General features: G+C 57.7%; 23 protein-coding genes. 10 read left to right on the forward strand and 13 right to left on the reverse strand.

Annotated elements, in window-relative coordinates; genetic code table 11:
- Positions 1-24: 24 nt before the first annotated feature.
- From mdcE to ACR6A7_RS05950, 6 genes are all read right to left on the reverse strand, one after another.
- The gene (mdcE, locus tag ACR6A7_RS05925; RefSeq protein ID WP_434123916.1) at positions 25-825 is read right to left on the reverse strand and encodes a biotin-independent malonate decarboxylase subunit gamma; all 801 of its coding nucleotides are present in this window, start codon (positions 823-825) and stop codon (positions 25-27) included.
- Complete coding sequence (locus ACR6A7_RS05930; protein ID WP_434123917.1) at positions 825-1,658, reverse strand: biotin-independent malonate decarboxylase subunit beta; 834 nt, start codon at positions 1,656-1,658, stop codon at positions 825-827. The genes mdcE and ACR6A7_RS05930 overlap by 1 nt, the downstream gene beginning before the upstream one ends.
- On the reverse strand, positions 1,651-1,950 hold the full coding sequence (mdcC, locus tag ACR6A7_RS05935) for a malonate decarboxylase acyl carrier protein (protein WP_103795029.1): 300 nt from the start codon (positions 1,948-1,950) through the stop codon (positions 1,651-1,653). The genes ACR6A7_RS05930 and mdcC overlap by 8 nt, the downstream gene beginning before the upstream one ends.
- 8 nt (positions 1,951-1,958) lie before the next feature.
- Positions 1,959-2,822, reverse strand: coding sequence for a triphosphoribosyl-dephospho-CoA synthase (locus ACR6A7_RS05940; protein WP_434123918.1), 864 nt, complete (start codon positions 2,820-2,822; stop codon positions 1,959-1,961).
- Positions 2,822-4,477 carry a malonate decarboxylase subunit alpha gene (gene mdcA, locus ACR6A7_RS05945; RefSeq protein WP_434123919.1) on the reverse strand — a complete coding sequence of 552 codons (1,656 nt, stop codon included), beginning with the start codon at positions 4,475-4,477 and terminating at the stop codon, positions 2,822-2,824. The genes ACR6A7_RS05940 and mdcA overlap by 1 nt, the downstream gene beginning before the upstream one ends.
- 287 nt (positions 4,478-4,764) lie before the next feature.
- On the reverse strand, positions 4,765-5,661 hold the full coding sequence (locus ACR6A7_RS05950; protein WP_434123921.1) for a LysR family transcriptional regulator: 897 nt from the start codon (positions 5,659-5,661) through the stop codon (positions 4,765-4,767).
- 138 nt (positions 5,662-5,799) lie between these two features.
- On the opposite strand from ACR6A7_RS05950, the gene ACR6A7_RS05955 reads away from it, so the two are divergent.
- Both ACR6A7_RS05955 and ACR6A7_RS05960 read left to right on the forward strand, forming a co-directional pair.
- Positions 5,800-6,366 carry a non-oxidative hydroxyarylic acid decarboxylases subunit B gene (locus ACR6A7_RS05955; RefSeq protein ID WP_434123922.1) on the forward strand — a complete coding sequence of 189 codons (567 nt, stop codon included), beginning with the start codon at positions 5,800-5,802 and terminating at the stop codon, positions 6,364-6,366.
- 38 nt (positions 6,367-6,404) lie between these two features.
- Positions 6,405-7,913 (forward strand): UbiD family decarboxylase, encoded by a 1,509-nt coding sequence (locus ACR6A7_RS05960; protein WP_434123923.1) that lies wholly within the window; start codon positions 6,405-6,407, stop codon positions 7,911-7,913.
- 90 nt (positions 7,914-8,003) lie between these two features.
- On the opposite strand, the gene ACR6A7_RS05965 is transcribed toward ACR6A7_RS05960, so the two are convergent.
- Positions 8,004-8,636 carry a hypothetical protein gene (locus ACR6A7_RS05965; RefSeq protein WP_434123924.1) on the reverse strand — a complete coding sequence of 211 codons (633 nt, stop codon included), beginning with the start codon at positions 8,634-8,636 and terminating at the stop codon, positions 8,004-8,006.
- 264 nt (positions 8,637-8,900) lie between these two features.
- On the opposite strand from ACR6A7_RS05965, the gene ACR6A7_RS05970 reads away from it, so the two are divergent.
- Positions 8,901-9,137 carry a DUF2171 domain-containing protein gene (locus tag ACR6A7_RS05970; RefSeq protein WP_276740926.1) on the forward strand — a complete coding sequence of 79 codons (237 nt, stop codon included), beginning with the start codon at positions 8,901-8,903 and terminating at the stop codon, positions 9,135-9,137.
- A 109-nt stretch (positions 9,138-9,246) separates the two neighbouring features.
- On the opposite strand, the gene qhpR is transcribed toward ACR6A7_RS05970, so the two are convergent.
- Entirely contained in the window at positions 9,247-10,299 is a 1,053-nt protein-coding gene (gene qhpR, locus ACR6A7_RS05975) for an AraC-like transcriptional regulator QhpR (RefSeq protein ID WP_434123925.1), read from the reverse strand.
- Between the two features lie 138 nt (positions 10,300-10,437).
- Positions 10,438-11,442, reverse strand: a complete 1,005-nt coding sequence (locus tag ACR6A7_RS05980; protein ID WP_434123926.1) for a phosphotransferase enzyme family protein — start codon at positions 11,440-11,442, stop codon at positions 10,438-10,440.
- 243 nt (positions 11,443-11,685) lie between these two features.
- On the opposite strand from ACR6A7_RS05980, the gene eat reads away from it, so the two are divergent.
- The 4 genes from eat to ACR6A7_RS06000 all read left to right on the forward strand — a co-directional run bounded on the left by eat (position 11,686) and on the right by ACR6A7_RS06000 (position 16,536).
- A complete protein-coding gene (eat, locus tag ACR6A7_RS05985) occupies positions 11,686-13,050 on the forward strand; it encodes an ethanolamine permease (RefSeq protein ID WP_434123928.1) in 1,365 nt (454 codons plus the stop codon).
- A 63-nt stretch (positions 13,051-13,113) separates the two neighbouring features.
- Complete coding sequence (locus ACR6A7_RS05990; protein WP_434123929.1) at positions 13,114-14,454, forward strand: aspartate aminotransferase family protein; 1,341 nt, start codon at positions 13,114-13,116, stop codon at positions 14,452-14,454.
- Between the two features lie 355 nt (positions 14,455-14,809).
- Positions 14,810-15,943 (forward strand): glutathione-independent formaldehyde dehydrogenase, encoded by a 1,134-nt coding sequence (locus tag ACR6A7_RS05995; protein ID WP_434123930.1) that lies wholly within the window; start codon positions 14,810-14,812, stop codon positions 15,941-15,943.
- Between the two features lie 164 nt (positions 15,944-16,107).
- Entirely contained in the window at positions 16,108-16,536 is a 429-nt protein-coding gene (locus tag ACR6A7_RS06000) for a GFA family protein (protein ID WP_434124128.1), read from the forward strand.
- Between the two features lie 78 nt (positions 16,537-16,614).
- Here ACR6A7_RS06000 and ACR6A7_RS06005 read toward each other — a convergent pair whose 3' ends face one another.
- Together ACR6A7_RS06005 and ACR6A7_RS06010 are read right to left on the reverse strand one after the other, a co-directional pair.
- The gene (locus tag ACR6A7_RS06005; RefSeq protein ID WP_434123931.1) at positions 16,615-19,731 is read right to left on the reverse strand and encodes a multidrug efflux RND transporter permease subunit; all 3,117 of its coding nucleotides are present in this window, start codon (positions 19,729-19,731) and stop codon (positions 16,615-16,617) included.
- A 47-nt stretch (positions 19,732-19,778) separates the two neighbouring features.
- A complete protein-coding gene (locus tag ACR6A7_RS06010; protein ID WP_434123932.1) occupies positions 19,779-20,672 on the reverse strand; it encodes an ABC transporter six-transmembrane domain-containing protein in 894 nt (297 codons plus the stop codon).
- A 99-nt stretch (positions 20,673-20,771) separates the two neighbouring features.
- Between ACR6A7_RS06010 and ACR6A7_RS06015 the strand changes: the two genes are divergently transcribed.
- Positions 20,772-21,347: a TetR/AcrR family transcriptional regulator gene (locus ACR6A7_RS06015; RefSeq protein WP_434123933.1), complete on the forward strand. Its 576-nt coding sequence runs from the start codon at positions 20,772-20,774 to the stop codon at positions 21,345-21,347.
- 64 nt (positions 21,348-21,411) lie between these two features.
- On the opposite strand, the gene ACR6A7_RS06020 is transcribed toward ACR6A7_RS06015, so the two are convergent.
- Together ACR6A7_RS06020 and ACR6A7_RS06025 are read right to left on the reverse strand one after the other, a co-directional pair.
- Positions 21,412-23,331, reverse strand: a complete 1,920-nt coding sequence (locus ACR6A7_RS06020; RefSeq protein ID WP_434123934.1) for a methyl-accepting chemotaxis protein — start codon at positions 23,329-23,331, stop codon at positions 21,412-21,414.
- A 677-nt stretch (positions 23,332-24,008) separates the two neighbouring features.
- On the reverse strand, positions 24,009-24,905 hold the full coding sequence (locus ACR6A7_RS06025) for a LysR family transcriptional regulator (RefSeq protein ID WP_434123935.1): 897 nt from the start codon (positions 24,903-24,905) through the stop codon (positions 24,009-24,011).
- A 139-nt stretch (positions 24,906-25,044) separates the two neighbouring features.
- Between ACR6A7_RS06025 and ACR6A7_RS06030 the strand changes: the two genes are divergently transcribed.
- Complete coding sequence (locus tag ACR6A7_RS06030) at positions 25,045-25,353, forward strand: hypothetical protein (RefSeq protein ID WP_020078802.1); 309 nt, start codon at positions 25,045-25,047, stop codon at positions 25,351-25,353.
- A gap of 8 nt (positions 25,354-25,361) precedes the next feature.
- Positions 25,362-26,051 carry a type 1 glutamine amidotransferase domain-containing protein gene (locus ACR6A7_RS06035; RefSeq protein ID WP_434123936.1) on the forward strand — a complete coding sequence of 230 codons (690 nt, stop codon included), beginning with the start codon at positions 25,362-25,364 and terminating at the stop codon, positions 26,049-26,051.
- The last annotated feature ends 16 nt before the right edge of the window (positions 26,052-26,067 follow it).

Raw genomic sequence — 26,067 nt, forward strand, 5'->3', positions numbered from 1 at the left:
GTCTGTTTTTATCTGTTTCTGTTTTTACCAGGCGGCGCGCATACGCTCGCGCACCAGGGAGGAGCTGCGGCGGTTTTCCGCGCCGAGCCGGGTTTTCAGCGATGGATCCTGGCGGGCGTCGGCGATCGCCTTTTGCAGCGCGATTTCTACCTGTGCCAGATCGGCGTCGGAAGGCGCGTCCGGGTTGCTGATGGTGAGCAGATCGGCCAGCAGACCAAGGGTAGCGAAGTTGCTGACGTCATAGGCCATCGGCGGAATGGTCGCCGCCAGTTTTTCCAGCGCCTCGACCGTGCGCAGCGTAATGCGCGCGGCGGACGCTTTGCCCATCGCATGCACCAGCACGCCCTGATCGTTGATGGCGATCAGACGGTTCGCCTGATAGCCGTGCGCCAGAAACGCGCCCGACATCGCCTTGCCGACGATCAGGCCAATCACCGGATGTCCCGCCAGACGCGCGTTGGCATAGGCGCCAGCGGCGCCGGCAAGCGCCTGATGGATGCCGAACGCCTCTTCGCGTCGGCCGTAGGCCTGGCTCGGCACGTCGATGACCGCGATAATCGGGCGCTTCACCTCGCTGTTTTTATCTGCGTCGATGGTTTCGTGAACCACCTTCGCCAGCGTCCAGCCCTCCAGCAGCCCGACTTCGCCGCGCGCGGCGCGCGGGTAGTGGTTGTTTGCATCGGGCACGACGGCGATCAGACGTACGCGCTCGCCGTTGAGTTCGCCGTCAGCCACCTGAACCGAGTCGCACAGGCCGCTCAGGCGCTGCGCATTGGGTGCCAGTTTTTCCAGCCAGGTCGCACCGCGGCTGATAGTCTGGGTCATTATTTATCCTCCCGGGCAAAAAGCTGTTTAATCTGCGCCGTGTCCGCCTGCTGACGCGTATCAAAATTCGTCAGGCGCGGCAGGAAGTGGGCATAGTTGTCGCTGCGGTGCTGCGCCGGCACCCCTTTTTCAATAAAGGTATTCATCGCGGTTTTCACGGCGCTGATGCCGTCGTCGACCAGCGCGTCGGCCAGCCCGCTCGCGTAGCGAATTTCGCCGCCGGTCATGCTCCAGATAAAGGGGCGGTCGCGCGAGTCATACTCTTCGATGCCCGCTTCCTGCTCGATAACCTGCGGGCCGTTAAGCCCCAGCCGCGCCTCGCGCGTGACGATCAGATAGCTGCAGAGCGCGGCGGCGATCGACATGCCGCCGAAGCAGCCGACGGTACCGGCGATAATGCCGATCACCGGCGTATAGCGGCGCAGATCGACGATGGCGGCGTGGATATCGGCAATTGCCGCCAGCCCCAGATTCGCCTCCTGTAGCCGCACGCCGCCGGTTTCCAGGCAGAGCACCGCCTGGGTCGGAATACCGTTGCGGTTGTCTTCCGCCGCCAGCTCTAACGCCGCCGCCATTTTCGCGCCGGAGACTTCGCCCATGCTGCCACCCTGGAAGGTCCCCTCGATGGCGATGACCACCGCGGACTGGCCGTTGATGGTGCCGCGCGCGACCACCATGCCGTCATCGGACTGCGGCACGACGCCCTGCGGCGCCAGCCAGGGCGACATAATGCCCTCAAAGGGATCGAGCAGTTCGCGATAGCTGCCCTCGTCCAGCAGCGCATGGGCGCGCTCGCGGGCGCGCAGCTCGATAAAACTCGGATCGTTACGCATGGCTCACCTCTTCAAAAACCTGTTCGATACGGATACGCGCAACGCCCGGCGTCGCGCCGAAATCGTGGATCACCAGCTGCCCGGCAGGCAGGCCATTGATCAGGCTGAGACGATCGAACAGCGCCTTCCAGCGGGCGTCGCTGTTGTCGAGAGAGGTGGTGATATCAATACTCAGCGTTTGCCCTTCGGCTGCGGTGAACAGCACTTCCATATCACCGGAGCCAACGACCCCTGCAAGGGCTCTGCCGCTGAAGGTGCGGTTAGCAGGGAAAGATAGTGTGATGTGTTCCATAACGTCCTCTAAAGAAAAGCGTGATGGGCAGTAACGGCTACCCTGTCAATAAACAGCGTGGCGGCCAGCAGATCGGCGGCGCCGCCCGGCGAGGCGTTCAGGGCCAGCATATCGGCATCCAGCTGCGCCAGCGCGCGCTGGCCCTGCGGCGTCATGCAGCCGCCAGCCAGCAGCACCGCGCGGGCGCCCGCCTGCATGGTCTGCAGGCCCTCGAGACCGGCGCGCGAGAGCACGCAGGTGTCGCTGAGGGAGGTCATGATCGCCATCAGGGCGTCAAGCCGCGCTTCGCTTTCACTCGCGCCCGCCGCCCGGCTGCGCAGCAGCTGCGGCAGCGCCAGCCTGACAACGTGCGGAAAGGCCTGCTGCGCCTCTTCCCGCGCGCCAGGCACGCGATAGCGATGCGTCGCCTTCAGCCCTTTGCTGAACAGCTTCGGCGCGGCGCGATCGGGCAGGCTGGCCAGCGACGCCGCACTACAAGCAAGCCGCTCCGCGTCGGCGCAGCCGCCGTTCATCGCCGCGGCGCTGACCAGCAGGCCCAGCGCCCAAATCGCGCCCCGATGGGTGTTGACGCCGCCGGTGGCCGCCATCATCTGCCGCTCCCCTTCCCGCCCGAGACGGCCGACCGCTTCCCGCAGGGCGACGTCGGCCGGACGCTGCCAGCACTGACACGCCAGCTGCAGAAAAGTCGGCTGCAGGCTGCAGGCCGAGCGCTCCATCAGCGCCAGCGTCAGATCCTGATGCGCCCCGCTGCCGCGGCTGTCCACCAGACCCGGCTTCGGACTGAGGCGCGCCTCATCGATCAGGCAGTCGCGCGCGATGGCCGCCAGCTGACTCACCTGCATCTCGGCTTGCGTCTGTGACAGGCGTTTCATTACCAGCTCCGGAATTTTGCCGGCGGGTTGTAGAGGCCGCCTGACCATTCGACCAGATCCGCGACGCTGCCTGCGGCGAGCAGAGAGCGCGTGGCGTCTGAGCGGCGAATGCCCATATCTTCCGGATAGACAACCTTGCCGCTTTTACGCAGCGCGGCCACGCGCGCGGCGTCGACACCCAGACCGATATCGGTGATGCCCGCGACAGCGGCCACCATGGCGCGGCGCTCCTCAAGGCTGTCGGCGCGATAGAGATAGGCGATGCCCTCTTCGGTCAGCACGTGGGTCACGTCATCGCCGTAAATCATCACCGGCGCCAGCGGCATACCGGACGATTTCGCCACTTCCACGGCGTCGAGCTGCTCGACGAAGGTCGGCTTCGCGCCCGCCTGGAAGGTTTCCACCATCTGCACCACCAGCTTTTTACCGCGCTGCATCGGGTCGGGCTCGGTCATCATATTGAGCCAGGCGGGCGTCGCATGGCGGCGACCGTGGGGATCGTGGCCCATGTTTGGCGCGCCGCCGAAGCCGGACAGGCGACCGCGCGTCACGGTAGAGGAGTTCGCCAGCCCGTCGACCTGCAGGGTCGCGCCGATAAACATATCGACCGCGTACTGACCGGCCAGCTGGCAGAACGCACGGTTAGAGCGCATCGAGCCGTCGCTGCCGGTGAAGAAAATGTCTGGACGGGCGCGGATATACTCTTCCATTCCCAGCTCGCCGCCGAAACAGTGCACGCTCTCTACCCAGCCGCTCTCAATCGCCGGAATCAGCGTCGGATGCGGGTTCAGCGTCCAGTGCTTACAGATTTTGCCTTTCAGCCCGAGCTGCTCGCCGTAGGTCGGCAGCAGCAGTTCGATGGCGGCGGTGTTGAAGCCGATGCCGTGGTTGAGCGACTGCACCTGGTGTTCGGCGTAGATGCCCTTGATCGCCATCATCGCCATCAGGATATGCTCCTGCTTGATCAGACGAGGATCGCGCGTGAACAGCGGTTCAATGAAAAAAGGTTTGTCGGCGACGACGATGTAATCAATCCAGGAGGCGGGAATATCGACGCGCGGCAGGTCGCTTTCATCATCCACCAGCTCGTTGACCTGGGCGATAACGATGCCGTCGCGGAACGCGGCGGCTTCTACCAGCGCTGGCGTATCTTCGGTGCTGGGGCCGGTGTAGAGATTGCCTTTGCGGTCAGCTTTATAACCGGCAATCAGCGCCACGTTCGGGCTGAGATCGACGTAGAGTCGGGAATAGAGTTCGATGTAGGTGTGGATGGCGCCAATTTCCAGCTGGCCATCCTGCAGAAGCTGGGAAATACGTAAACTCTGCGGGCCGGAAAATGAAAAATCGAGTTTGCGGGCGATGCCCTTTTCAAAAATATCGAGATGTTCACTACGGCCTACGCTGGGCATAATCATATGCAGGTCATGGACTTTTGCCGGATCCACTTCAGCCAGCGTACGCGATAAAAAATCGGCCTGCTTCTGGTTATTTCCCTCAAGGACAACGCGGTCGCCAGGGGCAATTAACTTCTCCAGCGCGTCTACCGCTCTTTCAGTCGGGATGACTTTACCGTCTACGGGAAAGGATGCCAGACGACGCGCTTTTTCGCTGCGGCGCGTATTCCATTCCCGTACCGGCGCTTGGCCAGTGTGCATTATAACCTCCTGATTGAGATAATCATTTTATCGTTCATGCCAGCGAAGTCTGCGCGTTCTGCATAGGTGATTCAATTAAGCCCAGGATAAGATCCTTAGCTTTAGAGTAATGATTCAGGGTGAGCTGGGAATAAACGAAGCATGAAGGAAAAGTGTAGACCTCATCCCAATAAGAAAAAGGCCATCACGAAATATTATTATTTTTGAAATAATTTACCGATGAAAATTCTTTCTTTTTAGTAAGATAAAAAACTGGCTGGAACAGGGAGCGGGCAGCGTTATTTTCATCACTGGCGGGCGCTAAATAGCGACTGCGTATTTTTAATAAACCGCAGCACGTCCTGACTGCGCGTGCCCTCTTTCCAGCAAAGATACAAAGAGGTGGTCACGGCGGTGTCGATAATATCTAACGCCATCACATCCTGGCGCAGAAAATGACGCTGCGAAGCGGGAATACAGGTTATTCCCACTCCCATCGCCGTCAGGTTAATGGCGGTATTAACGTCCCGCGCCCGCACTATTTTCGCTGGCACCAGGCCCGCTTCCGTATACATACGCAACACGGCGCCGCCCAGCCCGACGCCGTCGGGATCCTGCTGAACGATCAGGGTTTCGCCCGCCAGATCGCGCAGGCTGACCGGCTTATCTCCGGTACGAGGATGGTCGTCGGGTATCACCGCGCAGAGCGCCGTCTGATGGATTTCCCGGCAGGCGAGAAAGCGAAAATCGGGCAGCGGCCCGCGCAGAATGCCTGCATCCAGCTCGCCGCTCTGCAGCAGGCCGATCTGCTGATTGACGTTATATTCCATCGGCTCAAGGCGGATCGCCGGGAACTGGCTTCTGAAACTTCGCAGCGCCCTGACCAGCAGCGGCTCCAGCACCGCCGTGCCGACATAGCCGAGCCGCAACAACCCCCGGCTGCCGGCGGCGACCTCTTTGACGGTTGCGCGCAGGTTGTCGATCCTCTGCACCGTGCGCTCCGCCTCCTCAAGCAGCAGTTGCCCTTCGACCGTCAGGCTGACCTGACGTTTGTTACGCTCGAACAGCCTGACGCCCCAGCTCTGCTCCAGCGACTGAATATGCTGGCTCAGCGCAGGTTGCGTCAGGCCAACCTCCGCCGCCGCGCGGGCAAAATGCAGGGTGCGCGCCAGGGTAATGAAGGAGCGCAGCTTAGGGTATTCCATGACTCACCTGATAAAGGCTACTTATTAATAAAAGCATAATACCAATTAGACCCTTATCAGTCTCAGCGTTATCTTCCTCCCATACCGCTATCCGGCCCGTTCGGGCTCGGTACCTTTCCACCTGACTCAGGAGGCTGCATGAGAATTATTGTCGGCATGACCGGCGCGACGGGCGCGCCGCTCGCGGTGACCCTGCTGCGCAAGCTGGCGGCGATGCCGCATGTAGAGACGCATCTGATCGTCTCCCGCTGGGGTAAAACCACCCTTGAGCACGAGACAGGTTTGCCGCTAAAGGATCTTAAAGCGCTGGCGGACGTTTACCACAGCGCCGGCGATCAGGCCGCGACTATCTCCTCCGGATCCTTTGTCACTGACGGGATGATCATCATTCCCTGCAGCATGAAAACGCTGGCGGGCATTCGCAGTGGTTATGCTGAAGGGTTGATTGGCCGCGCGGCAGATGTGGTGCTGAAAGAGCAGCGCAAACTGGTGCTGGTCGCGCGGGAAACGCCGCTGAACACCATCCATCTGGAAAATATGCTCGCCCTTTCGCGCATGGGCGTCAGCATCATTCCCCCTGTTCCCGCCTGGTATAACCACCCTGAGACCATCGCGGATGTTGAAAACCATATCGCCGGTCGCGTGCTCGATCAGTTTGGGCTGGAGAGCGCGCAATCGACCCGCTGGCAGGGCCTGGCCCGCTAAGCGCCCGGCTAACTCTTACTTTGCTTCAGGAGAAAAAGATGACAGACATTACACAGCGCCCCGCAGAGGAAAAAAGCGTCGATCTACGTGCCGCCATCGACATACTGAAACAGTATGACGGCGAATATATTGAGACCAGCGAGCCGGTGGATCCGGCCGCCGAGCTGTCGGGGGTTTACCGCTATGTCGGCGCAGGCGGCACGGTGATGCGCCCGACGCGCACCGGGCCGGCGATGGTCTTCAACAACGTGAAAGGCTATGAGGATTTTCGCGTGCTGATCGGCCTGCTCGCTTCGCGTCAGCGGGTGGCGCGACTGCTGGGGGTGCCGAAAGAGAATCTGGCTAACCTGCTGCGCGAATCGGTGCATCGCGCCATCGCGCCGGTGGTGATCCCCAACGAGCGGGCGGTCTGTCAGGAGGTGGTGCATCTGGCGTCCGACGAAGGATTCGATATCCGTACGCTGCTGCCAGCGCCGACTAATACGCCTGAAGACGCAGGCCCTTACTTCACGCTCGGCATGTGCTACGCCGCCGACCCGGAAACGGGAGAGCATGATGTAACTATTCACCGCCTCTGCGTGCAGGGCAAAGATGAGATCTCAATCTATTTCGTGCCGGGCCGTCATCTCGATCAGTTCCGCATCAAAGCGGAACAGGCTGGCAACGCTCTGCCGATTACCATCAGCATCGGCGTGGATCCGGCCATCGAAATCGGCGCCTGCTTCGAGCCGCCAACGACGCCGCTGGGCTTTGACGAGCTGGCGATCGCTGGCGGGCTGCGCGGACGCGCGGTAGAGCTGGTTGAAGGGGTCGCGGTCAAGGCGCGCGCCATCGCCAACGCGGAGATTGTGATCGAAGGCGAGCTGATCCCCAACTATCGCGTTCAGGAAGATCAGCACACCCACACCGGCAAAGCGATGCCGGAGTTCCCGGGCTACACCGGCGAAGCGCAGGCGGCCGTGCCGGTTATCAAAGTGAAAGCGGTCACGCACCGCAAGCACCCTATTCTGCAGACCTGCATCGGGCCAAGTGACGAGCACACCAGTCTCGCCGGCATTCCGACCGAGGCAAGCATTCTTGATATGGTGGAGCGCGCGCTGCCGGGACTGGTGAAAAATGTCCACTGCCCGTCGCCGGGCACCGGCAAATATATGGCGGTGCTGCAGATCAACAAGCGCGGGCCGCAGGATGAAGGACGCCAGCGTCAGGCGGCGCTACTCGCCTTCTCCGCCTTTTCAGAGCTTAAACATGTTTTTCTGGTGGATGACGATGTCGATATCTTCGATTTGAACGATGTGATCTGGGCGATGACGACGCGCTATCAGGCTGACGTGGATACGGTGTTTATTCCCGGCGTGCGCTGCCATCCGCTCGATCCGTCGCAGGATCCTGCGTTCAGCCCCTCTATCCGGGCGCACGGTATCACCTGCAAAACGATTTACGACTGCACGGTGCCCTATGACCTTAAGTCCAGCTTCCAGCGTTCGCAGTTTATGGAGGTTGACGTCAACCGCTTTGTGCCGGGTTTCATGGAGGGTGCAAAATAACGGTCAGACATTGTCGCTGCGCCAGCGGGCCAGCGACACCCTCCCGCTCTGCCCTGCCGGAAAGCGCCCTGCGCGCGCCGGCAACGGCGCTTAATCGAGCGGTACCGTGCTAATCACCACGCGCCGGTTGAGGTGGCTCTGCGGCTCTGCGCCCCAGCAAAAACCGGCCCAGTGCGCGCAAAATTCATCCCATCCGCGCACGCGCGCCAGCTTTCTCTCCTGCCAGGCTGCATTGTAGATATAGACGTAGTGTCCCGGATCGCGCAGCGCCCAGGCGATCATTCCTTCCCACATGACGCGAGCGGCATTGGTCTGGGCGCTGTCGGTAACGATGACCGAGTAGGTTTGCAGAAAATAGCGGAAAAAGCGGCGGGCGATGCCGTGTACCGCATGTTCATGCTCGGGTTGCCGGGTGCGCCATACCATGACCTGAATGCAGGCGCGCTCCGGTGAGGTAAAATCCTGCGTCTCCTCCAGCCTGACCGCATAAACCGTTTCCGGCTCAGCTTCGCAGGTCACCATGCGGTACTGCTTTTCATCTGGACAGCTCACCAGACGGTAGCCAAACGGCAGCGTATAGCCCGGCAGGGCAAAATCCGCGCAGCTGCGCGAAAGAAAATCCTGGGTATTTATTCTGTTGGTGGTTTCGGGGCTCAGCACCTGATTGAAGCTTGTGTCGGGAATAATGATGGGCATCTCATCGTCTGCTATAGATTTTTTCACGGGCTCTCCTCTGGTGCCGGAGGGATTTAGGAACAGACAAAAGTGTAGACGAGATCTCAGCTTTTCTTTTTTAGCGCCCGTCAGGGCCAGCGGAAATAACGGTTTATTGCGGTACAAGGCAGAGGATTTCTCTGTCGTCACGCCCATAATAAATATTTCATTTTGTTACTGACTTGACCGAACCGACAGGTAGCGACCAGGCTTAATGAGTCCTGAAGCGCATCGGACGATGTGTTTCAACCTACTCACCAGGATGGAGGCATTATGGTAAGCAAATCAGAAATTTTAGATCACGCTCAGGTTGTAGACGTTAACGGTGAACACGTTGGCATCGTTGACCATTTCGAAGGCGAAGACAAAATCAAGCTGGCTAAAAGCGATCCTGAAGCGGGCGGCAAACACCACATCATTCCTTTTAGCTGGGTAAAAGAAGTGGACGATAACAAAGTTATTCTGTCCAAATCGAAAGCCGACGTGGAAAGCGAGTGGCAGTCTGCCTGAGTTCCGGGCCGCGGCGCAGGTCGCGGCCAGGGTTTTTTGATGTCGCTCTCCGCGCGTATTGCGCCTTTTCGCCAGCGGCATTATTCCCCCCTCTAACGAGCAAAACCTCTTATTGCGCTTTCCGGCAGTCGCGCGGGCTGCAGCCAAACCAGCGCCGGAACGCGCGGGAGAAGGCGCTGACTTCGGAATAGCCCAGCAACAGCGCCATTTCTGACACCGGCAGATGGTGTTGCTTCAGATAGTGGGTCGCCATCTCCTTACGCACGCTGTCCACCAGGGCGGAAAAAGAGGTCTGCTCCTCGCGCAGCCGTCGCTGGAGCGACCAGGCGGACAGCCCCTGTTTCTCAGCGATCGTTTCCAGCGAAGGTTCGCCGCTCAATAACTGGAGGTGGATGTCGGTGCGGGTTTGATTAACGGTGCCCTGATTGACCGCTGGCGGGCTGAGCCGCCGGATCGCATCCTGCATTACCAGCAGCAGCATGGGATCGTGATCCGGCATTTTGCGGCTCAGATCCGTTTTAGCCACCAGCATGGAGTTAAAGGGCTGATCGAAATAGACCGGCGCATCGAAGACTTTACAGTGTTCATGCCAGTGCTCGGGGCGCGGATGCTCGAAGTGGACTTCCCGCGGCGCCCAGTGCCGTCCTGCCGCGTGGCGAATCAGGTTAAGAAACATGCCCAACGTTAACTCCGCATCCTGCCGGCGCAGCAGAATCGCGCCGTGACGCACCTGATAATCGAGCTGCCAGTAATCGCCATGCTCCGTCAGACGGATACAGGTATTGTGCTGATGCCAGGGAAACGCATTCACGACGTTGCGCAGCGCCTGCTCCAGCGTCGCCGAGCACAGGCCGATATAGCCGATCAGTCCCAAAGCCTGCGGGCGGAACTGATGGCCATACTGCAAACCGAAGTTATCTACGCCCGCCTGGCTGGCGGCTTCCTCCAGCACCCGGCAGTAATTCACCAGATCCAGACTCAGCGTCGGGCAGGCAAGCGTATCAGGATCGATGCCGCTGATGCCAAAAATGCGATCCACATCGCCGCCCTGGGCGTTAATGAAATCACCCAGCCCTGTCGCGGCAGCCGACAGGACGCCACGGTGCTGGCTTCCTGCGCTGGACAAGGCTGTAAGTGCCACCTCTGGCAATATGCTGCTCATAATGCTTTCCGCCTGAAACTGAACATCTGTTGTTTCTGCAAAAAACATACCAGCCCTCGGGCGCGTGATAACAGCGACTTAGCGCCGCCGCAAAACAGATTGCACTGCAATTATCCATTCTGGCACCGTCAGAGTGCGCTAAACGCCAATCGGCAAACGAGCGCCTTCGAGGTAGCGATGGCACAGGCGCACCGTGTCGTCGGCCCAGCCGCTGCCCAGGCCGCGCGCCATCTCCGTTTCGCTATGGGAGGCCACCCAGGCCGTCAGCTGAATGCGGCGTTGAATCAGCAGCGAGGGGATCATTGCCAGCTCCTCATCGCTGACGTGCGCCACCTGCTCATAGCCGTTTAACCAGTTCTCCACCCACTGCGGGGCGCTGGGATGGTGCTCGACAAAGCTGATGGCCGCGGCAAGATCGTGCAGGTACCAGCCCATCCCGCAGTCGTCAAAATCGATGACCCGCGTTTCCCCTTTGTGAACCAGCAGATTCGTCAGCCGCAGGTCGGCGTGGATCAGGCCATAGCGATCGGGCGACTGGCCAAATGCCGCCATCTCGCGGCCCACATGAGCCAGCGTCTCTTCAACGACCGCGTGCTGCGAGCGCGCCAGGCCAGCGACATCCCGCCAGTCGCCCCAGTGGCCAGCCGGGGAAACCATGGTGTGATGATCCCAGACGATGCGGCGAAAGCCCTGCGGTTTTTGCCAGCGCCGGCTGTGGTGGTGCAGCTGCGCGGTGATGCGGCCTAGCTGGCGAAATGCCGCCGGCTCGACCGCATCGGTGAGCATATCGCCCTCTATCCAGTGAAACAGCACGGCATAACGTTCGCCGCCGTCAGACAGGGGAAGCGTCTGAATGCGGTTGCCCTGCCCATCCCTGAGGGCAACCGGCACACAGATCTCTGCGGCCTGGAGGGCGTCCAGCCAGTGAAGCTCGCTTTCGATATCCTGCCTGGCGTGGTAGTCGCCCCGATGAATACGCAACGCATAGCGGCCCTGTGGCGTATTGACAGCCAGGGTCGCGTTCTCGGAACGGCACAGCAGCCTGACCTCAGCGTGCAGACAGCCGGGATAGGCCTGCAATGCCTGATGGGCAAGCTGAAGAATGGCGTCGTTACTCAAGGTGTCATATTGCTTGATGCTCATGTCTGGCTCCCTCTCTCTGCGTGTGGCTTCAGCATGGCGCTGAACCTTCCCAGCACGCTTGACAGGAGAGCAGGCAAAAATTGACTTTGGCAGAGTCACGACGGCCTGAGCTGGGGCGACTTGACCCCAGCCGACGCGTTTCTGTTTTCTGCGGTCAAGTTTTTCTGTTGGGGCTGTGTCCATCATCTACCCGTCAGCTTTTGAGGCATCGCTTTTCACTTTACGCAGACGGGGAACGCCGTGATGAAAGAGAAACTGAAACCCACCCTGGGCACCCTGCAACTCTGGGGTATCGCCGTGGGACTGGTGATATCGGGCGAGTATTTTGGCTGGAGCTATGGCTGGGGCGCCGCGGGTACCCTGGGCTTTCTGGTCACGACGCTGTTTGTCGCCGCCATGTACACCTGCTTTATCTTCAGCTTTACCGAACTGACGACCGCCATTCCGCAGGCAGGCGGGCCGTTTGCTTACAGCCGTCGCGCCTTCGGCGATACCGGTGGGTTAATTGCGGGCATTGCCACCCTAATCGAGTTTGTCTTCGCGCCCCCGGCCATCGCCATGGCGATAGGCGCTTACCTCAATGTGCAGTTTCCGGCAGTGAACCCCAAACTTATCGCGGTCTGCGCCTACCTGATCTTTATGGGCCTCAACATCATCGGGGTCAGCATTGCGGCAACCTTTGAGCTGCTGGTCACGCTGCTGGCGGTGATTGAGCTGCTGGTGTTTATGGGCGTGGTGGCGCCGGGCTTCAGCCTGACGAACTTTGTGGCGCACGGCTGGGCGGGAGAAGAGACGTTCTCGCTGGCCTCGGTATCCGGCATATTTGCCGCGATTCCTTTTGCCATCTGGTTTTTCCTGGCCATTGAAGGCGTCGCGATGGCGGCCGAAGAGGCGAAAGATCCGCGTCGCACCATTCCCCGCGCCTATATCAGCGGCATTTTAACGCTGGTGGTGCTGGCGGTGGGCGTCATGGTATTTGCGGGCGGTGCGGGCGACTGGCGCACGCTTTCCGGCATCAACGATCCGCTGCCGCAGGCGATGAAAATGCTGGTCGGTAACGATTCGCGCTGGATGCACATGCTGGTATGGATTGGGCTGTTCGGTCTGATCGCCAGTTTTCACGGCATTATTATGGGCTACTCTCGCCAGTTCTTTGCGCTGGCGCGGGAGGGCTACCTGCCGCCGTCGCTGGCGAAGCTGTCGCGCTTCAACACGCCGCACCGCGCGATTCTGGCGGGCGGCGCGGTCGGCATCCTGGCGATTTTCTCTGACGGCATCAGCTTTCAGGGAATGAGTCTGACCGCCGCGATGATCACCATGTCGGTGTTTGGCGCCATCGTCATGTACATCATGAGCATGCTGAGCCTGTTTAAACTGCGCCGCACCGATCCGACCCTGGCGCGCAGCTACCGCGCGCCGGGTTACCCGGTGATCCCGGGTATTGCCCTGTGTGGCTCGGCGATCTGCCTGATCGCGATGCTGTGGTTTAACCCGCAGATCGGCGCGCTGTTTGTGGGCTTTATGGTGACAGGCTATCTCTATTTCCTGACCACCCACTCCCGCCGCGGCGCCATCGCGCAGACCTCGGTTGCCGCAGAAACCGACTAACGCCTGTTTAAGCCCTGCTGCGCATAGCCTGCGGCAGGGCAGTACAAAGACCAAGGAGTCACGATGACGGTACGTTCAACCATAATGGATACCAACAGCTTTCGCGCTGAACATGCGGACAGGCTGACGCCAGACATTCGACAGCTGACCGATAAGCGCAGCCGGGTACTGGGCGAATCATACCGGCTCTTTTACCGCAACCCGGTGCATCTGGTGCGCGGACAGGGCCAGTATCTGTGGGATAAGGCGGGCAATCAGTATCTGGATATGTACAACAACGTGGCCAGCATTGGTCACTGTCATCCCGCGGTGGTGGAGGCGGTGCATCAACAGATGATGCAGCTGAATACGCATACCCGTTATCTGCACGAATCGATCCTGGCGTACAGCGATCGCATTCTGGCCACCCTGCCCGCAGAAATCGATCGGGCTATGTATATGTGTACCGGCTCCGAAGCGAACGATCTGGCTATCCGCATTGCCCAGTGCTGGAGCGGCGGCACCGGGATCATCGTCTCCAGAGAAGCCTATCACGGCACCAGCGCGCTCACCTCCGGCGTCTCGCCCGCGCTGGGCAGCGGCCAGCCGCTTTCACCGCATACCCGGCTGGTGGCGCCGCCCGACTTTTATCGCGTCCAGACGGCGGATCAGGGAGCATGGTTCGCGCAGGAAATTCAGAGGCAGATCGACGATATGGCCGCGCACGGCATCAGGTTTGCCGGTTTCCTGGCCGATTCGATCTTCTCCTCAGACGGCGTGTTACCCGGCCAGCCAGGCTTTTTAAAGCAGGCGATTGATGTCGTGCATCAGAACGGCGGAATTTTTATCGCCGACGAAGTGCAGCCAGGTTTTGCCCGCACCGGTGAGGCCTTTTGGGGCTTTGCCCGACACGGCGTGGTGCCCGATGTGGTCACCACCGGTAAACCCATGGGGAACGGCATTCCGGTGTCCGGCCTGATGGCGAAAGCGCCGGTGATGGCGGCGTTTAGCGATGCGCTGCCTTACTTTAATACCTTTGGCGGCAATCCGGTTTCCATGGCGGCGGCCCATGCGGTGATGGATGTGATTGAGCAGGAAGCGCTTCAGGCGCACAGCCTGAAAACCGGCGCCGCGCTGCTGGCGGCGCTGCAATCCCTGCAGGCCGCTTACCCTTGCATCGGCGACGTGCGTGGCGCGGGGCTGTTTATCGGGTTTGAACTGGTGAAGGACAGGGAGAGTAAGCAGCCGGATAAACGGCTGGCGCTCGACCTGGTGGAGGCGCTACGCGAAGAGTTTGTGCTAACCTCCGTCGCCGGGCCCTACGGCAACGTGCTGAAAATCCGTCCGCCGCTCTGTTTCCAGATGCACGATATCGACTGGGTGGTGAGTGCGATGGATCGCTGTCTGAGGAAGCTACAGGGGTGAACTTGTCCCCATTTTGCCGTCCGCTATGCGCGTCTAGCGGACTCACTGGTTGATAAAGCAGACCCGGATAGCCGTGGGCAGGCATTTCCTCCTGTTTCGGCCATGGCTATCGCCTCCATAGCGTGCTCATCCATGCCTTCTGCAGAGGCCGGAGCCGCATCCTGCGCCTGCATTGCCCTGTCTGGCATCGCTTTTGCCGCCGGGAGGAGCGGCGTGCCCTGCGTCATGTTCATGCAGATAAGAACTATCTCGATCGCCGCGCTGACGATCGCGTTATGCCTCATGACAGCTAAGCTTAGTCGACACTCACTCGGCCGGGCAGCCATTCCTTTCCGGTCGCCATCAGGAGAAGCGCATGAAAGCAGTAATTTACAACGGTCCCTACGATGTCAAAGTAAAAGAGGTACCGGATGCGAAAATTGTCCGCCCCACCGATGTCCTTGTCCGCATTACCACCACCAATATTTGTGGCTCTGACCTGCATATGTATGAGGGCCGGACCAGCTTTGAGCAGGGCCGTATTTTAGGGCACGAAAATCTGGGTGAGGTGGTTGAAATTGGCTCTGGCGTTGAGCGTATTAAGGTCGGGGACTATGTCTGCCTGCCGTTCAACATCGGATGCGGTTTTTGCGAGAGTTGTGAAAAAGGTCTGACAGGCTTTTGCCTCACCGCCAATCCCGGCACCGCAGGCGCAGCCTATGGGTTTGCGGAAATGGGCCCATGGGAAGGCGGTCAGGCGGAGCTGCTTCGGGTCCCCTTCGCGGACTTTAACTGCCTCGTGCTCCCGCCTGATGCAGTGGAAAAAGAAGATGATTATGTGATGCTCTCTGACATCTTCCCGACCGGCTGGCATGCAACTGAACTCGCCGGATTAAAGCCGGGTGAAAGCGTCGCTATTTACGGCGCGGGGCCGGTAGGTTTGATGGCGGCCCACTCAGCCATTATCAAAGGGGCTTCACAGGTGTTTGTGGTGGATACACACCAGGACCGTTTGGCCCTGGCAGAGAAGCTGGGGGCGACAGCCATCAATGCGGTCGGCGATGAAGCTGTGCAAAAAATTCTCGACCTGACGGATGGCCGCGGCACCGATTGCGGCTGTGAGTGCGTGGGCTATCAGTGCTGTAACAAACATGGCCATGAAGATAATTCGGTCACCATGAACAGCCTGGTGGCGTCAACCAAAGCAACCGGAGGAATTGGGGTGGTTGGCGTCTTTATTCCCCAGGATCCGGGCGCGGCGTCCGACCTCGCCAGACAAGGTAAAATGCCGTTTGATTTCGGCAGCTTTTGGTTCAAAGGACAGGCAATACGTACCGGACAGGCAAACGTGAAAGCCTATAACCGTCAGCTGGCCCGTCTGATCCATCAGGGGAAAGCCAGCCCGGGCGACATCATCTCACATCGCCTTTCGCTCGAAGAGGCGCCTGTGGGATATAAGCACTTTGACGATCGCGACGAGGGATGGACAAAGGTTATCCTTAAGCCTTAACTGACCCTGGCCAGTAAAAACATCTGAAATGTGGATGTCGACAGGATACCCTTGCGTATCCTGTCATCGCGCTACTCTTCCTCTGTCAGGCAATGACCGATGCAATACTGCTGCAGCCGCTATTGTCGGTTGCAGTACACATGGCTGAGCCAGGATGGTTTGAAATGAACGGATCGTGTTTGTGTGGAGCAGTCGTATTTAAACTGGCTGAAAAGCCTGCCCTGTTTTATCGTTGCCATTGCTCGCTTTGCAGAAAGCAGAGTGGCGTCGGCTACAATCTTGCCACGCTGGTGAAAAGCGCCGGATTCAGGTGGATTAACGGCGAAAATGGCATTGTTTCATGGTCAAAACCGACTGGCTATCGGACAGATTTTTGCAGCCTGTGCGGCTCGACGGTGCCTAACCCCTTGCGCGGCGAGCCTTATGTCTGGATCCCCGTTGGCTTACTGGATGAGCGGCTTGAAATGCAATGCGCAGGAGACTTCTGTACTGATGATGCCATGCCCTGGGATAAGACGCGCTCATCTCAATGCCATGCCGGACCTGTCGACTCGCTGGCGTCACTTTTAACGTGCCTGAAACTCACTTCCTGAAGACTGGCGACGGCAATCAAGCAGATGTCTCAGCAAAGAGTAACCCCAGGGCAGCCATAACTGCCCTGAGCCGATCGATCAGGCTTTATTAACTCTTTTTAGCGCGCCACTCAGCCTTTGCACCCCAGAAGTAACGATGACAAAGAACGCCGGCACGAAGAAGATGGCCAGCAGCGTGCCGCTGATCATGCCGCCAAAAACGCCTGTGCCAATCGCATTCTGGGTGCTTTTACTGGCCCCGCTCGCCAGCATCAGCGGCACTACGCCAAGGGTAAAAGCCAGCGACGTCATGATAATGGGTCGCAGGCGTAATCGCGCGGCCTCTCTGGCGGCCTCAGCTAACGGTTTACCCTGCGCATAAAGCTGCCGCGCAAATTCGACAATGAGGATGGCGTTTTTGGCTGACAGTCCGATAAGCGTAATCATGCCGACTTTGAAAAAAACGTCGTTCGACATCCCTGCGATAAACACCGCCAGCAGCGCGCCCGCCATACCCAGTGGAACGACCAGTATGACTGAAAGCGGCACGGACCAGCTCTCATAGAGCGCGGCAAGCACCAGAAAGACAACCAGCACGGATAAGGCTATCAACAACGGCATCTGCGCCGCGGTGCTGCGCTCCTGCAGCGAGGCACCGGTCCACTCAACGAAATAGCCTGTCGGCAATGAGGCCGCGAGCTTATCCATCTCAGCCATCGCCGCGCCGCTGGCGTAACCGTCGCCGGGGCTGCCGGCAATTTGAATGGCGGGGTAGCCCTGATAACGATTGAGCTGCTGCGGCGACTGCGACCAGTTTGCCGTGACAAAAGCCGACAGCGGCACCATCTCGCCCGACGCATTCCTGACGTAAAGCTTCAGCAGATCCGCCAGCTGCATGCGGTAGGCGGAATCCGCCTGCACAATGACCTGCTGCACCCGCCCATTATTTACGTAATCATTCACGTAATTTGAGCCGATGGCGGCTGACAGCACCTGATTAATGTCGTCAAAGCTGACGCCCATTGCCTGCGCTTTCTCCCTGTCCACCTCGAGTGCGGCGCTGACGCCTTCGGGCAACCCCTCGATGTAGACATCTTTCATCACGCCGCTCTGGTTGGCCTTTTCCGTCAGCGCCGTAGCCGACTCCAGCAGGGCGGCGTAGCCGCGCCCGGCGCGATCCTCAAGGTAAAGCGTAAAACCTGATGAGGTTCCCATATCGGAGATGGCGGGCGGCATCAGGCTCATAACCGTGGCGGCGGCGTCGTTGCTCATTGTGGTCTGAACAAATTCCGCTTCGCCATCCGCGGTTGCGCCCTGGCGTTCGCCCCACTCCTTCAGCGTGGTAAAGGCCATCGCGGTGTTCGGGCCGGAGCCGGAAAAACCAAAGCCGAAAACAGAGATATTGCTGGCAATGCCGGGCCTTTCCATAATCGCTTTTTCAAGCCGATCGACCACGTGACGGGTTCTTTCCTGCGTAGCGTCTGACGGCAGCTGGATCGACGTCATAAAGTAGCCCTGATCCTCATCGGGGATAAAAGATGAAGGCAGCGCCGACCAGGCAACAAAAATTACCGCGCACAGCGCCGCGTAAATCAGCATGAGGCGGCCGCTGCGGCGCAGCGTGGCGTGCAATCCTCGATCATAGCGGACCGTCAGGGCGCTGAAGCGGCGGTTAAACCAGCCTGCAAAGCCCCTTTTCTTTTCGCCGTGCTGCGCAATCGGCTTCAGCAGCGACGCGCACAGCGCGGGAGTCATGGTCAGCGCAAGGAAAGCCGAGAAGAGAATAGAAACGGCCATCGAGAGGGTGAACTGGCGATAGATAACACCGACCGAGCCGGTCGCGAATCCCATCGGGATAAACACGGCGGTCAGCACCAGCGTAATGCCGATAATCGCCGGCGTGATCTCGCGCATCGCCTCACGCGTCGCCTCTTTCGGCGACAGGCCTTTTTCCGCCATCAGGCGCTCAACGCTCTCTACCACCACAATCGCATCGTCCACGATGATGCCGATGGCCAGCACCATGCCGAACATGGTCAGCACATTAATGGAAAATCCGCTCGCCAGCATCACGGTAAAGGTGCCGAGCAGCGCCACCGGCGCGACAATTGCCGGAATTAAGGTGTAGCGCAGGTTTTGCAGAAACAGCAGCATCACCAGGAAAACCAGCACCATGGCTTCAATAAAGGTGTGTATCACTTTCTCAATCGAGAGCTTCACAAAGGGCGCGGTATCAAACGGCACCGAGAACGCCATGCCCTGCGGCAGCACCGTTGAGAGTTCATTCAGTCGTGAACGCACGCCTTCTGCGGTGCTGACGGCATTGGCGCCGGGCATCAGCTGAATCGCGGCGGCCGTGGCCGCGTCTCCATTTTCGCGAATAGCGAACGCATAGCTTTGCAGCCCCTGCTCCACGCGCGCCACGTCAGCCAGCCGGACGCGCGAGCCGTTGCTCAGCGCCCTAAGCGTAATGTTGCGGAAATCCTCCACCGAACTGAGCTGTCCGCGCACCGTAAGCGGGTAAGTGACGGATTGTCCGGGCTGTGCCGGTTCATCGCCGATTCTGCCGGGCGAGACCTGCGCGTTCTGCTGGCTCAGGGCGGTAGTGACGTCGCTGACCGAAAGCTTGTAGTTGAACAGTTTGACCGGATCCAGCCATATGCGCATCGCTTTCTCCGCGCCGAACAGCTGAACTTTGCCGACGCCAGGCACGCGCCGCAGCTCCTCAGAAAGGTTACGCGCAAAATAGTCGCTCAGGTCCTGTTCGCTGTATTGCCCCGTGGGCGAGCGCAGCCCGACGATCATCAGAAAGCCAGCGTTGGCCGCCTCCACGTTTAGCCCGTTCTGGCGGACGGTTTGCGGCAGACGGGGTTCCACCACCTTGATTTTGTTCTGCACATCAACCTGAGCGAGCTTGATGTCCGTGCCGGGTTTAAAGGTCACCGTGATGCTGGCCGTGCCTGAGGTATCGCTTGAAGATTCGAAGTAGAGTATGTCGTCGACGCTGGAGATCTCTCTTTCGATCAGCGAGATGACCGACTCATTCATGGTTTCTGGCGTGGCGCCCGGATAGGTCACCGTTATGCTGACGCCCGGCGGCGCCACCGACGGATACTGCGCCACCGGCAGCTGCGGTATGGCAATGACGCCTGCCAGTACGATAAACAGGGCGATCACCCAGGCAAAAACAGGCCTTTCAATAAAAAATTGCGGCATCGAAGTATCCGGTGGTTAAGCAGGAGGAGGTCACTGTTGCGTTACGCTCAGAGTTGCCCGGTGTTGACGCGGCGGCCGATATCTTTGAGCTGGGAGTACTTCTCCAGCAGCTGCGGAGCGTCATCCAGACTCATGGCGAACATCCACATATAGGTCATCACCGAATAGATGTGACCAGAATCGTGAACGCCGTTTAGCGTCATGCAGAGAATGGTCATGGCAAACAGCAGCGCGGTCACGCATCCAATGGCCAGATATCCCATGGCTTCACGATCGGAGAGTCGGATACGCAAACCGGCCAGCACGCCGTAATGCCTCGTCAACGCAGGCGCTCTGGCGGTGCTGACAAAGCCCACCTCTTTTTCCAGTCGGTTATTGAGACGTACAAACAGCGCTTCGTTTTTACGCGTGAAGCCGGGCAGAAAGCCGCCAAAGAAAACCAGGATGGCGATGCAGGCGATGCCGGTCCAGAACTCTATAGCCAGCAGCATCGCAGCGGCTCCCGTAATCGACGCGGCGGAGGTGATTAGCACTGGCAGATGCTTCTCGAAAAAATCGACGAATTCGCGCGACAGCGTCACGCGAGCGACAATGGTCGATGCGCCCTGATTTTCGCTGCGCTGCGTCAGGATCACCGGCACCGCCAGCTCGGTGTAAATACGGGCAAACGTGCGGGTATCTACGCTGCGGCGCGCGGCGCCAATCGCCCACATGACAAAGACCATGCCCGCGTAAAGCATTGCGTGCAGTGCCCGCCCTGAAAGCATGGCGTTGATGGCAAATCCCGCCAGTAGCGGATAGAGCAGATACATCACGTTCTCGGCAACCACCAGCAAAAATGTCAGCAGTAGCTTTTTACGATGCCGACGCCCTAACTTTTTCAGGGTCTGGAGGGCGCTGCGGGCAGGCGCAGGCGGCGCTGGCGTTTTGAATATTTGCATGTTTAACTTCTGATTATGATGTACTTGAGCGGCTGCTCAAAACTGAAGCGAGTCTATTTGAGCGCTTGCTCAAAGTCAATGCAGGGAAATAACGAACCTATGCCAGCAGAAAACCTTCGGACTAAAATCCTCGACGGCGCGATAGCGCTTTTTATCGATAAAGGCATCGATAAGGTGACGACCCGAGAGCTTACCGAGCATGTCGGTATCTCACGTAGCCATATCTATCACTATTTCCGCGACTGGCGATCGCTCAGGCTGGAGGCGGTTGAGCGTTTCATGCAGGCCGATCTTGATGCTTTTAAAGAGGCTATTGCCGGTTTCGCGCCTGATGTCGCGCTTGATGTTTTTATTACCAGTTTGCCTGCAACCCAGGATGCGGACTGGCTGCTGTACAATTCGGTCTGGACGCAGGCCCAGCACGATCCCGCCTATGCTGATTTGGCCATGAACAACATGAACAGATGGTTTAGCCTTTTAGAAAGGCTCATCGAGACGGGCGTGGGCCAGGGGCTTTACCGGCAGGTCGATGTAGCGCGCACCGCCCGTATGATAGGCGGCGCGGTGAATGGCTATGCCGATATTCTGAGCGTCAGTCCGACAGCAGAAGGCTTTCAGCAGGCGAAAGAGGATTTGCGCTATTTGGTTAAACAGCTTTTAAGCGTTGCTGAGTAGATAACGGGCATTCGCTGGGCACTGCTGCCGTTCAGCGCCCCTCCTCACGAGGGGCGCTAATCAATCAAAAGGTTACCCACTCTTTATCAGCAGACGTAGCGGACACCGGCATCTTAGGAGTGGCTCGGTTATCCGGCACGCTCTGATGCACTGCCGGTAGGGACGACGGCAGTCGGAAGATGGAGACGGTTCTTTCCAGCCCAAGCGCCTGTTCTTCAAGACTGCTGGCCGCAGCAGAAGACTCCTCCACCAGCGCCGCGTTCTGCTGTGTAGTGGTATCCATTTCCGTCATCGCCTGAGCGATCTGGGTAATTCCGCGATTCTGCTCATCCGACGCTGCGGCAATTTCGCCCATGATATCCCTGACCTGCGAAACGGACTGGACGATATCCTGCATCGTATCTCCGGCGCGATTGACCAGCTCCGTCCCGCCGTTGACCCGATCCAGCGATTCCCGGATTAACGTTTCAATCTCTTTTGCAGCCAGCGAACTCCGCTGTGCCAGATTTCTTACCTCGCCGGCAACGACGGCAAATCCACGCCCCTGCTCACCCGCCCGCGCCGCTTCAACAGCCGCATTCAGTGCCAGAATATTGGTCTGAAAGGCGATGCCGTTTATCACCGAAATGATCTCGCCGATTTTTCCTGAGCTCTGGCTGATGCCGCCCATCGTGGTAATAACATCCCTGATGATCTCCCCGCCACGACCGGCATTATGCGAGGCCTCAGTAGCCAGGCGGCTGGCGTGGTGCGCGTTTTCGGCGTTCTGTTTGACCGTCGAAGTCAGCTCTTCCATACTGGCTGCGGTTTCAACGACGGCTGCGGATTGCTGCTCTGTTCGCGATGACAAATCGATATTGCCTGCGGCAATTTCGGAGGATGCACGCGCCACGCCGTTTACGCCGTCACGAACGCGTGAAATGATTGTGCGCAGGCTCAGGTTCATGGCGTTAACCGCTGTCATGAGCTGCCCCAGCTCATCAGCGCGCGTGCTGGTGATTTCCGAGGTCAAATCGCCCTCCGCAATACGCTGCGCGGAAGAGAGCGTTTCTTTAAGGGGACGGGTAATGCTGCGGGTCATCTGCCATGCAACCAGAAGGCTAAGCACAATACAGGCGATGGTGGTAAAAGCAATCTGCCAGAGCGCCGTCTGAATATACTTGCCTGCCATTTCTGACTGATAAAGCGCTAACGCTGTCATCGCTTTATTCAGCGACACGGCGGCTCCGGTCATCTCGTCTGAAGCCCCTTTTTCTGTATGTACCTGCTGTAGATAGTTCTGCAACCGAGCGGGCATAGCTGCGCTTTTCTGCTGCATGGCCGTTAATATCTCGTTGAGCAAAGCATCATCAGAGGTCCCAGCCGCTGCCATCAGCGGCTGACTCTCATTGAGTTGCCCGATGAGGGTATTCAACAAGGCTTCATCTGGCTTTGCCAGATAATCCCGCAATGTCAAAGAAAGAGAATCAATTTTCGATTTCAGTGAAAAAATCGCTGCCGCCGTTTCAGAAGGGACAAAAGAGGCACGCGAACTGAGCTTCTCAGCGAATGAAGGAAAGGCCATCGCGGCGAGTTCCGTTAACGCGCTGTCGGCGTTGTTTGTCGCGGCAAGAAAGCACGCTCGTTTATCCTGATACTGTTTCAAATTTTGCTCGAGCTGAACGACTTTTGCCTCGCCTTCGGCAGACCATACGTGCTCTTCCAGATCATCCTTCAATACGGTGAGCTTATTCATCGCCGCCCCGTTAAGCTCAAAATATTTTTTATCCCTGGTATATTGAAACAGCGTCCGATTGAGCCTGGCCTCACTGAGCGTATTGGCCATATTAACAATAATGTCACGTTTAGCTGAGTTTTCCTGAATGCTAAAAAAACAGCGGAACGCAAGCAGCGCAATGATGGTAGAGGCAAAGATAACTAACGCGAAACCCAGCGTCAATTTGCCACCTATCTTCAGGCCTGTAAAAATATTCATAACTTTCATCGATAAAGCCCCTTTGGCAGTTTTCAGCGGCAAAAAGCCCTGCTGGATATCTGGTTTATCGGAAAAGTCGCCATAAAATTTATATTAATTTTGCGACATAGCTCATCCATCTACATTAAAATTGACAAGGATCATTTTTTTGCCGCTAAAAATAAGCAGCGCAACATTAAGAGATCTAACTATTTCCTGTGCAAGGATAAATATAAAAAGAGAAATAACGTGCGCCCGCACTTAGCTACTTCAGACGCTGTAAGCAGGAAATTAATAGGGTAACGTTGAATCTGCCTATGGCATTTATGCGCTTCGCTTAAAGCGATAATGACAGGCTACTTCAGCGCTGACATCTCTTTTTTTACTGTTCAGATAGCAGAACAGACGCCCTGTTCTATTTGCAAAAATATGCGACGAAATATCGAACCCAGGAAGATTAAATGCAAGAAATTCCTCTTTCGCCCTAAAGTAAACCATAAAATTGACGTTAACTGTAATAGCCTCACCAGGGTAAGTTTAAAATTAAAAAAGTACTTCGCCCCCTTACGTGGGGGCTTTTTCTCGTTGCATTCAAGCCGTGGACATTGCCGACCGGGCTTCGCCTTCTGATTGAGTTCATACAAGGGGCAAGGGCGCTGAGGTTATGAAATAGCGTCTCCATATTGAACGATGAGTTATCGTCTTTATCACCCTGTCGCAGATATCAAAAAATCAATCAGGGCCCTCACTCTTTTCGTTTTTCCCGCGTTTTTGGGGTAATAGAGATACACTGGCGGGTAGGTTTTCCAGTAGCGATCCATCACAGGTATAAAGTCCTCCTTGTCAGGCTGTAACTGCCAGATGGGTTCGAACAAACGCCCAATACCAAGACCGTTTCGGATCCCGTCAGCCATAACGTCGATATCGTTGCTGATTAGCTGCCCGGGCATTTCAACGGTCAACTGCTCTCCGCGGTCGTCCAGGATCAACGGAAGGATGCGGTTGTTGGTGATAAAACGGTAGCCAATCAGCTTGTGTTGCCTGAGGTCTGCCGGCACCTCAGGCATTCCGTGCTCGCTTATATAATCCGAGGAGGCATATAATCCTTCACGAAAGGGGTTCATTAACGGCCGCGCCACCACCCCGCCTTCGAGAATATCGCCAAAACGGATCCCAAGATCAAAACGCTCTTCGATAATATTCACGGTTCCGTCATAGACGGAAATCTCCAGCTGTATACCCGGATAGTGCTGACAAAATTCTGCCATTGCAGGCTTAAGAATTAACAAATAGGCAAAACGCGAGAGCGTTATTCGCACGATACCAGAGGGCTCCTGATTCTGGTCGCGAATGCTTTCAAGCGAATTTTCCAGCGACTCCACCGCCGCAGCGGTCTGTTCCAGCAACAGCTGCCCGGTTTCCGTCAGCTCAATACGGCGGGTCGTACGCACAAAAAGCGGATGGCCAATATGCTCTTCCAGCAGCTTAAGCGCGTTGCTTACGGAGGGAGGCGTAATTTCCAGCTTTCTTGCGGCTGCCGAAATATTACCCTCACGCGCAATGCTCTGAAAAATGCGTATCTGATTATAAAGGGCATTATTCATATGGTTTTCTTCAAGCAATTTTCGTCTGATTATTAAGTACAGCCTAAAGATGCTTAAGTCAATGCCCCTCTAATCTTCTTGAAATGCGCTTCTTATACTTCAGCCTGTTTCTACAACGACCTGAGTTCAGGAGACTATGATGCGAATTTTATGTCTGGATATTCCCGCTCCTGGGGCATCGCTGGAAAAATATGCTCCGCACCTTAACGCCGAAGCGCTGCACGCCTGGGGATTGTATAAATCCGGCTTCATCCGTGACATCTACTTCCGTCAGGACCGGCCTGGCGTCGCCATTTTTCTGGAATGTGACTCAGTCGATGACGCGATGAACGTCATGGCCGAATTTCCACTGGCAAAAGCAGGCTTATTAAGCTTCGAGTGCATTCCGCTTGGCTCCTTTATTAACTGGGAAAATCTCTTCGCCGCTGAATTTAAAAATAAAGAGTGAGGTTCAATATGAAACCTGCAGATAAACCCGTGCTGTGTGTCGTCTCCAGCCATCCGATTAAAGGCGCATCCGGCGTACCGACCGGTTTTTTTCTGGCCGAGCTGACGCATCCGCTGAAAGTGCTGGAAGATGCCGGACTAAAAACGACGATAGCCAGCATTCGCGGGGGACAGCCGCCGGTGGATGGGTTTGACCTCAGTGACCCTGTCAACGCCTGGTTCTGGAACGAAACCGATTTTCAGCAGCGCCTGGCAACAACGCCTGCGTTATCCGAGCTGAACGGTGCCGATTACAGCGCCGTTTTCTTTGCGGGCGGGCATGGCACCATGTGGGATTTCCGCGACAGCCAGGATGCCCAGCGTATTATCCGCGAAGTGTATGAAAGTGAAGGGATTGTCTCAGCCGTCTGTCACGGTCCTGCGGCACTGGTTGACGCAAAGCTCAGCAGCGGCGAATACCTGGTGAAAGGCAAAAACGTGGCGGCCTTTACCAACAAGGAAGAAGAAGAAGTACAAACGACTAACGTTGTACCTTACCTTCTGGAAACAGCACTCCGCGAGCATGGCGCGCTTCATCATGAAGCACCAAACTGGTCTGAAAACGTGGTTACTGACGGACGCCTTATCACGGGGCAAAATCCCGCTTCAGCGCACGGTGTCGGCGTGGCGCTGTTAAATACTCTTCGCCAGACAGCTTAAGCCATTCATCTGTCTT

Origin of the sequence: Pantoea phyllosphaerae (assembly GCF_051025595.1) — a bacterium.
In the GTDB taxonomy this organism is placed as follows: Bacteria; Pseudomonadota; Gammaproteobacteria; order Enterobacterales; family Enterobacteriaceae; genus Pantoea.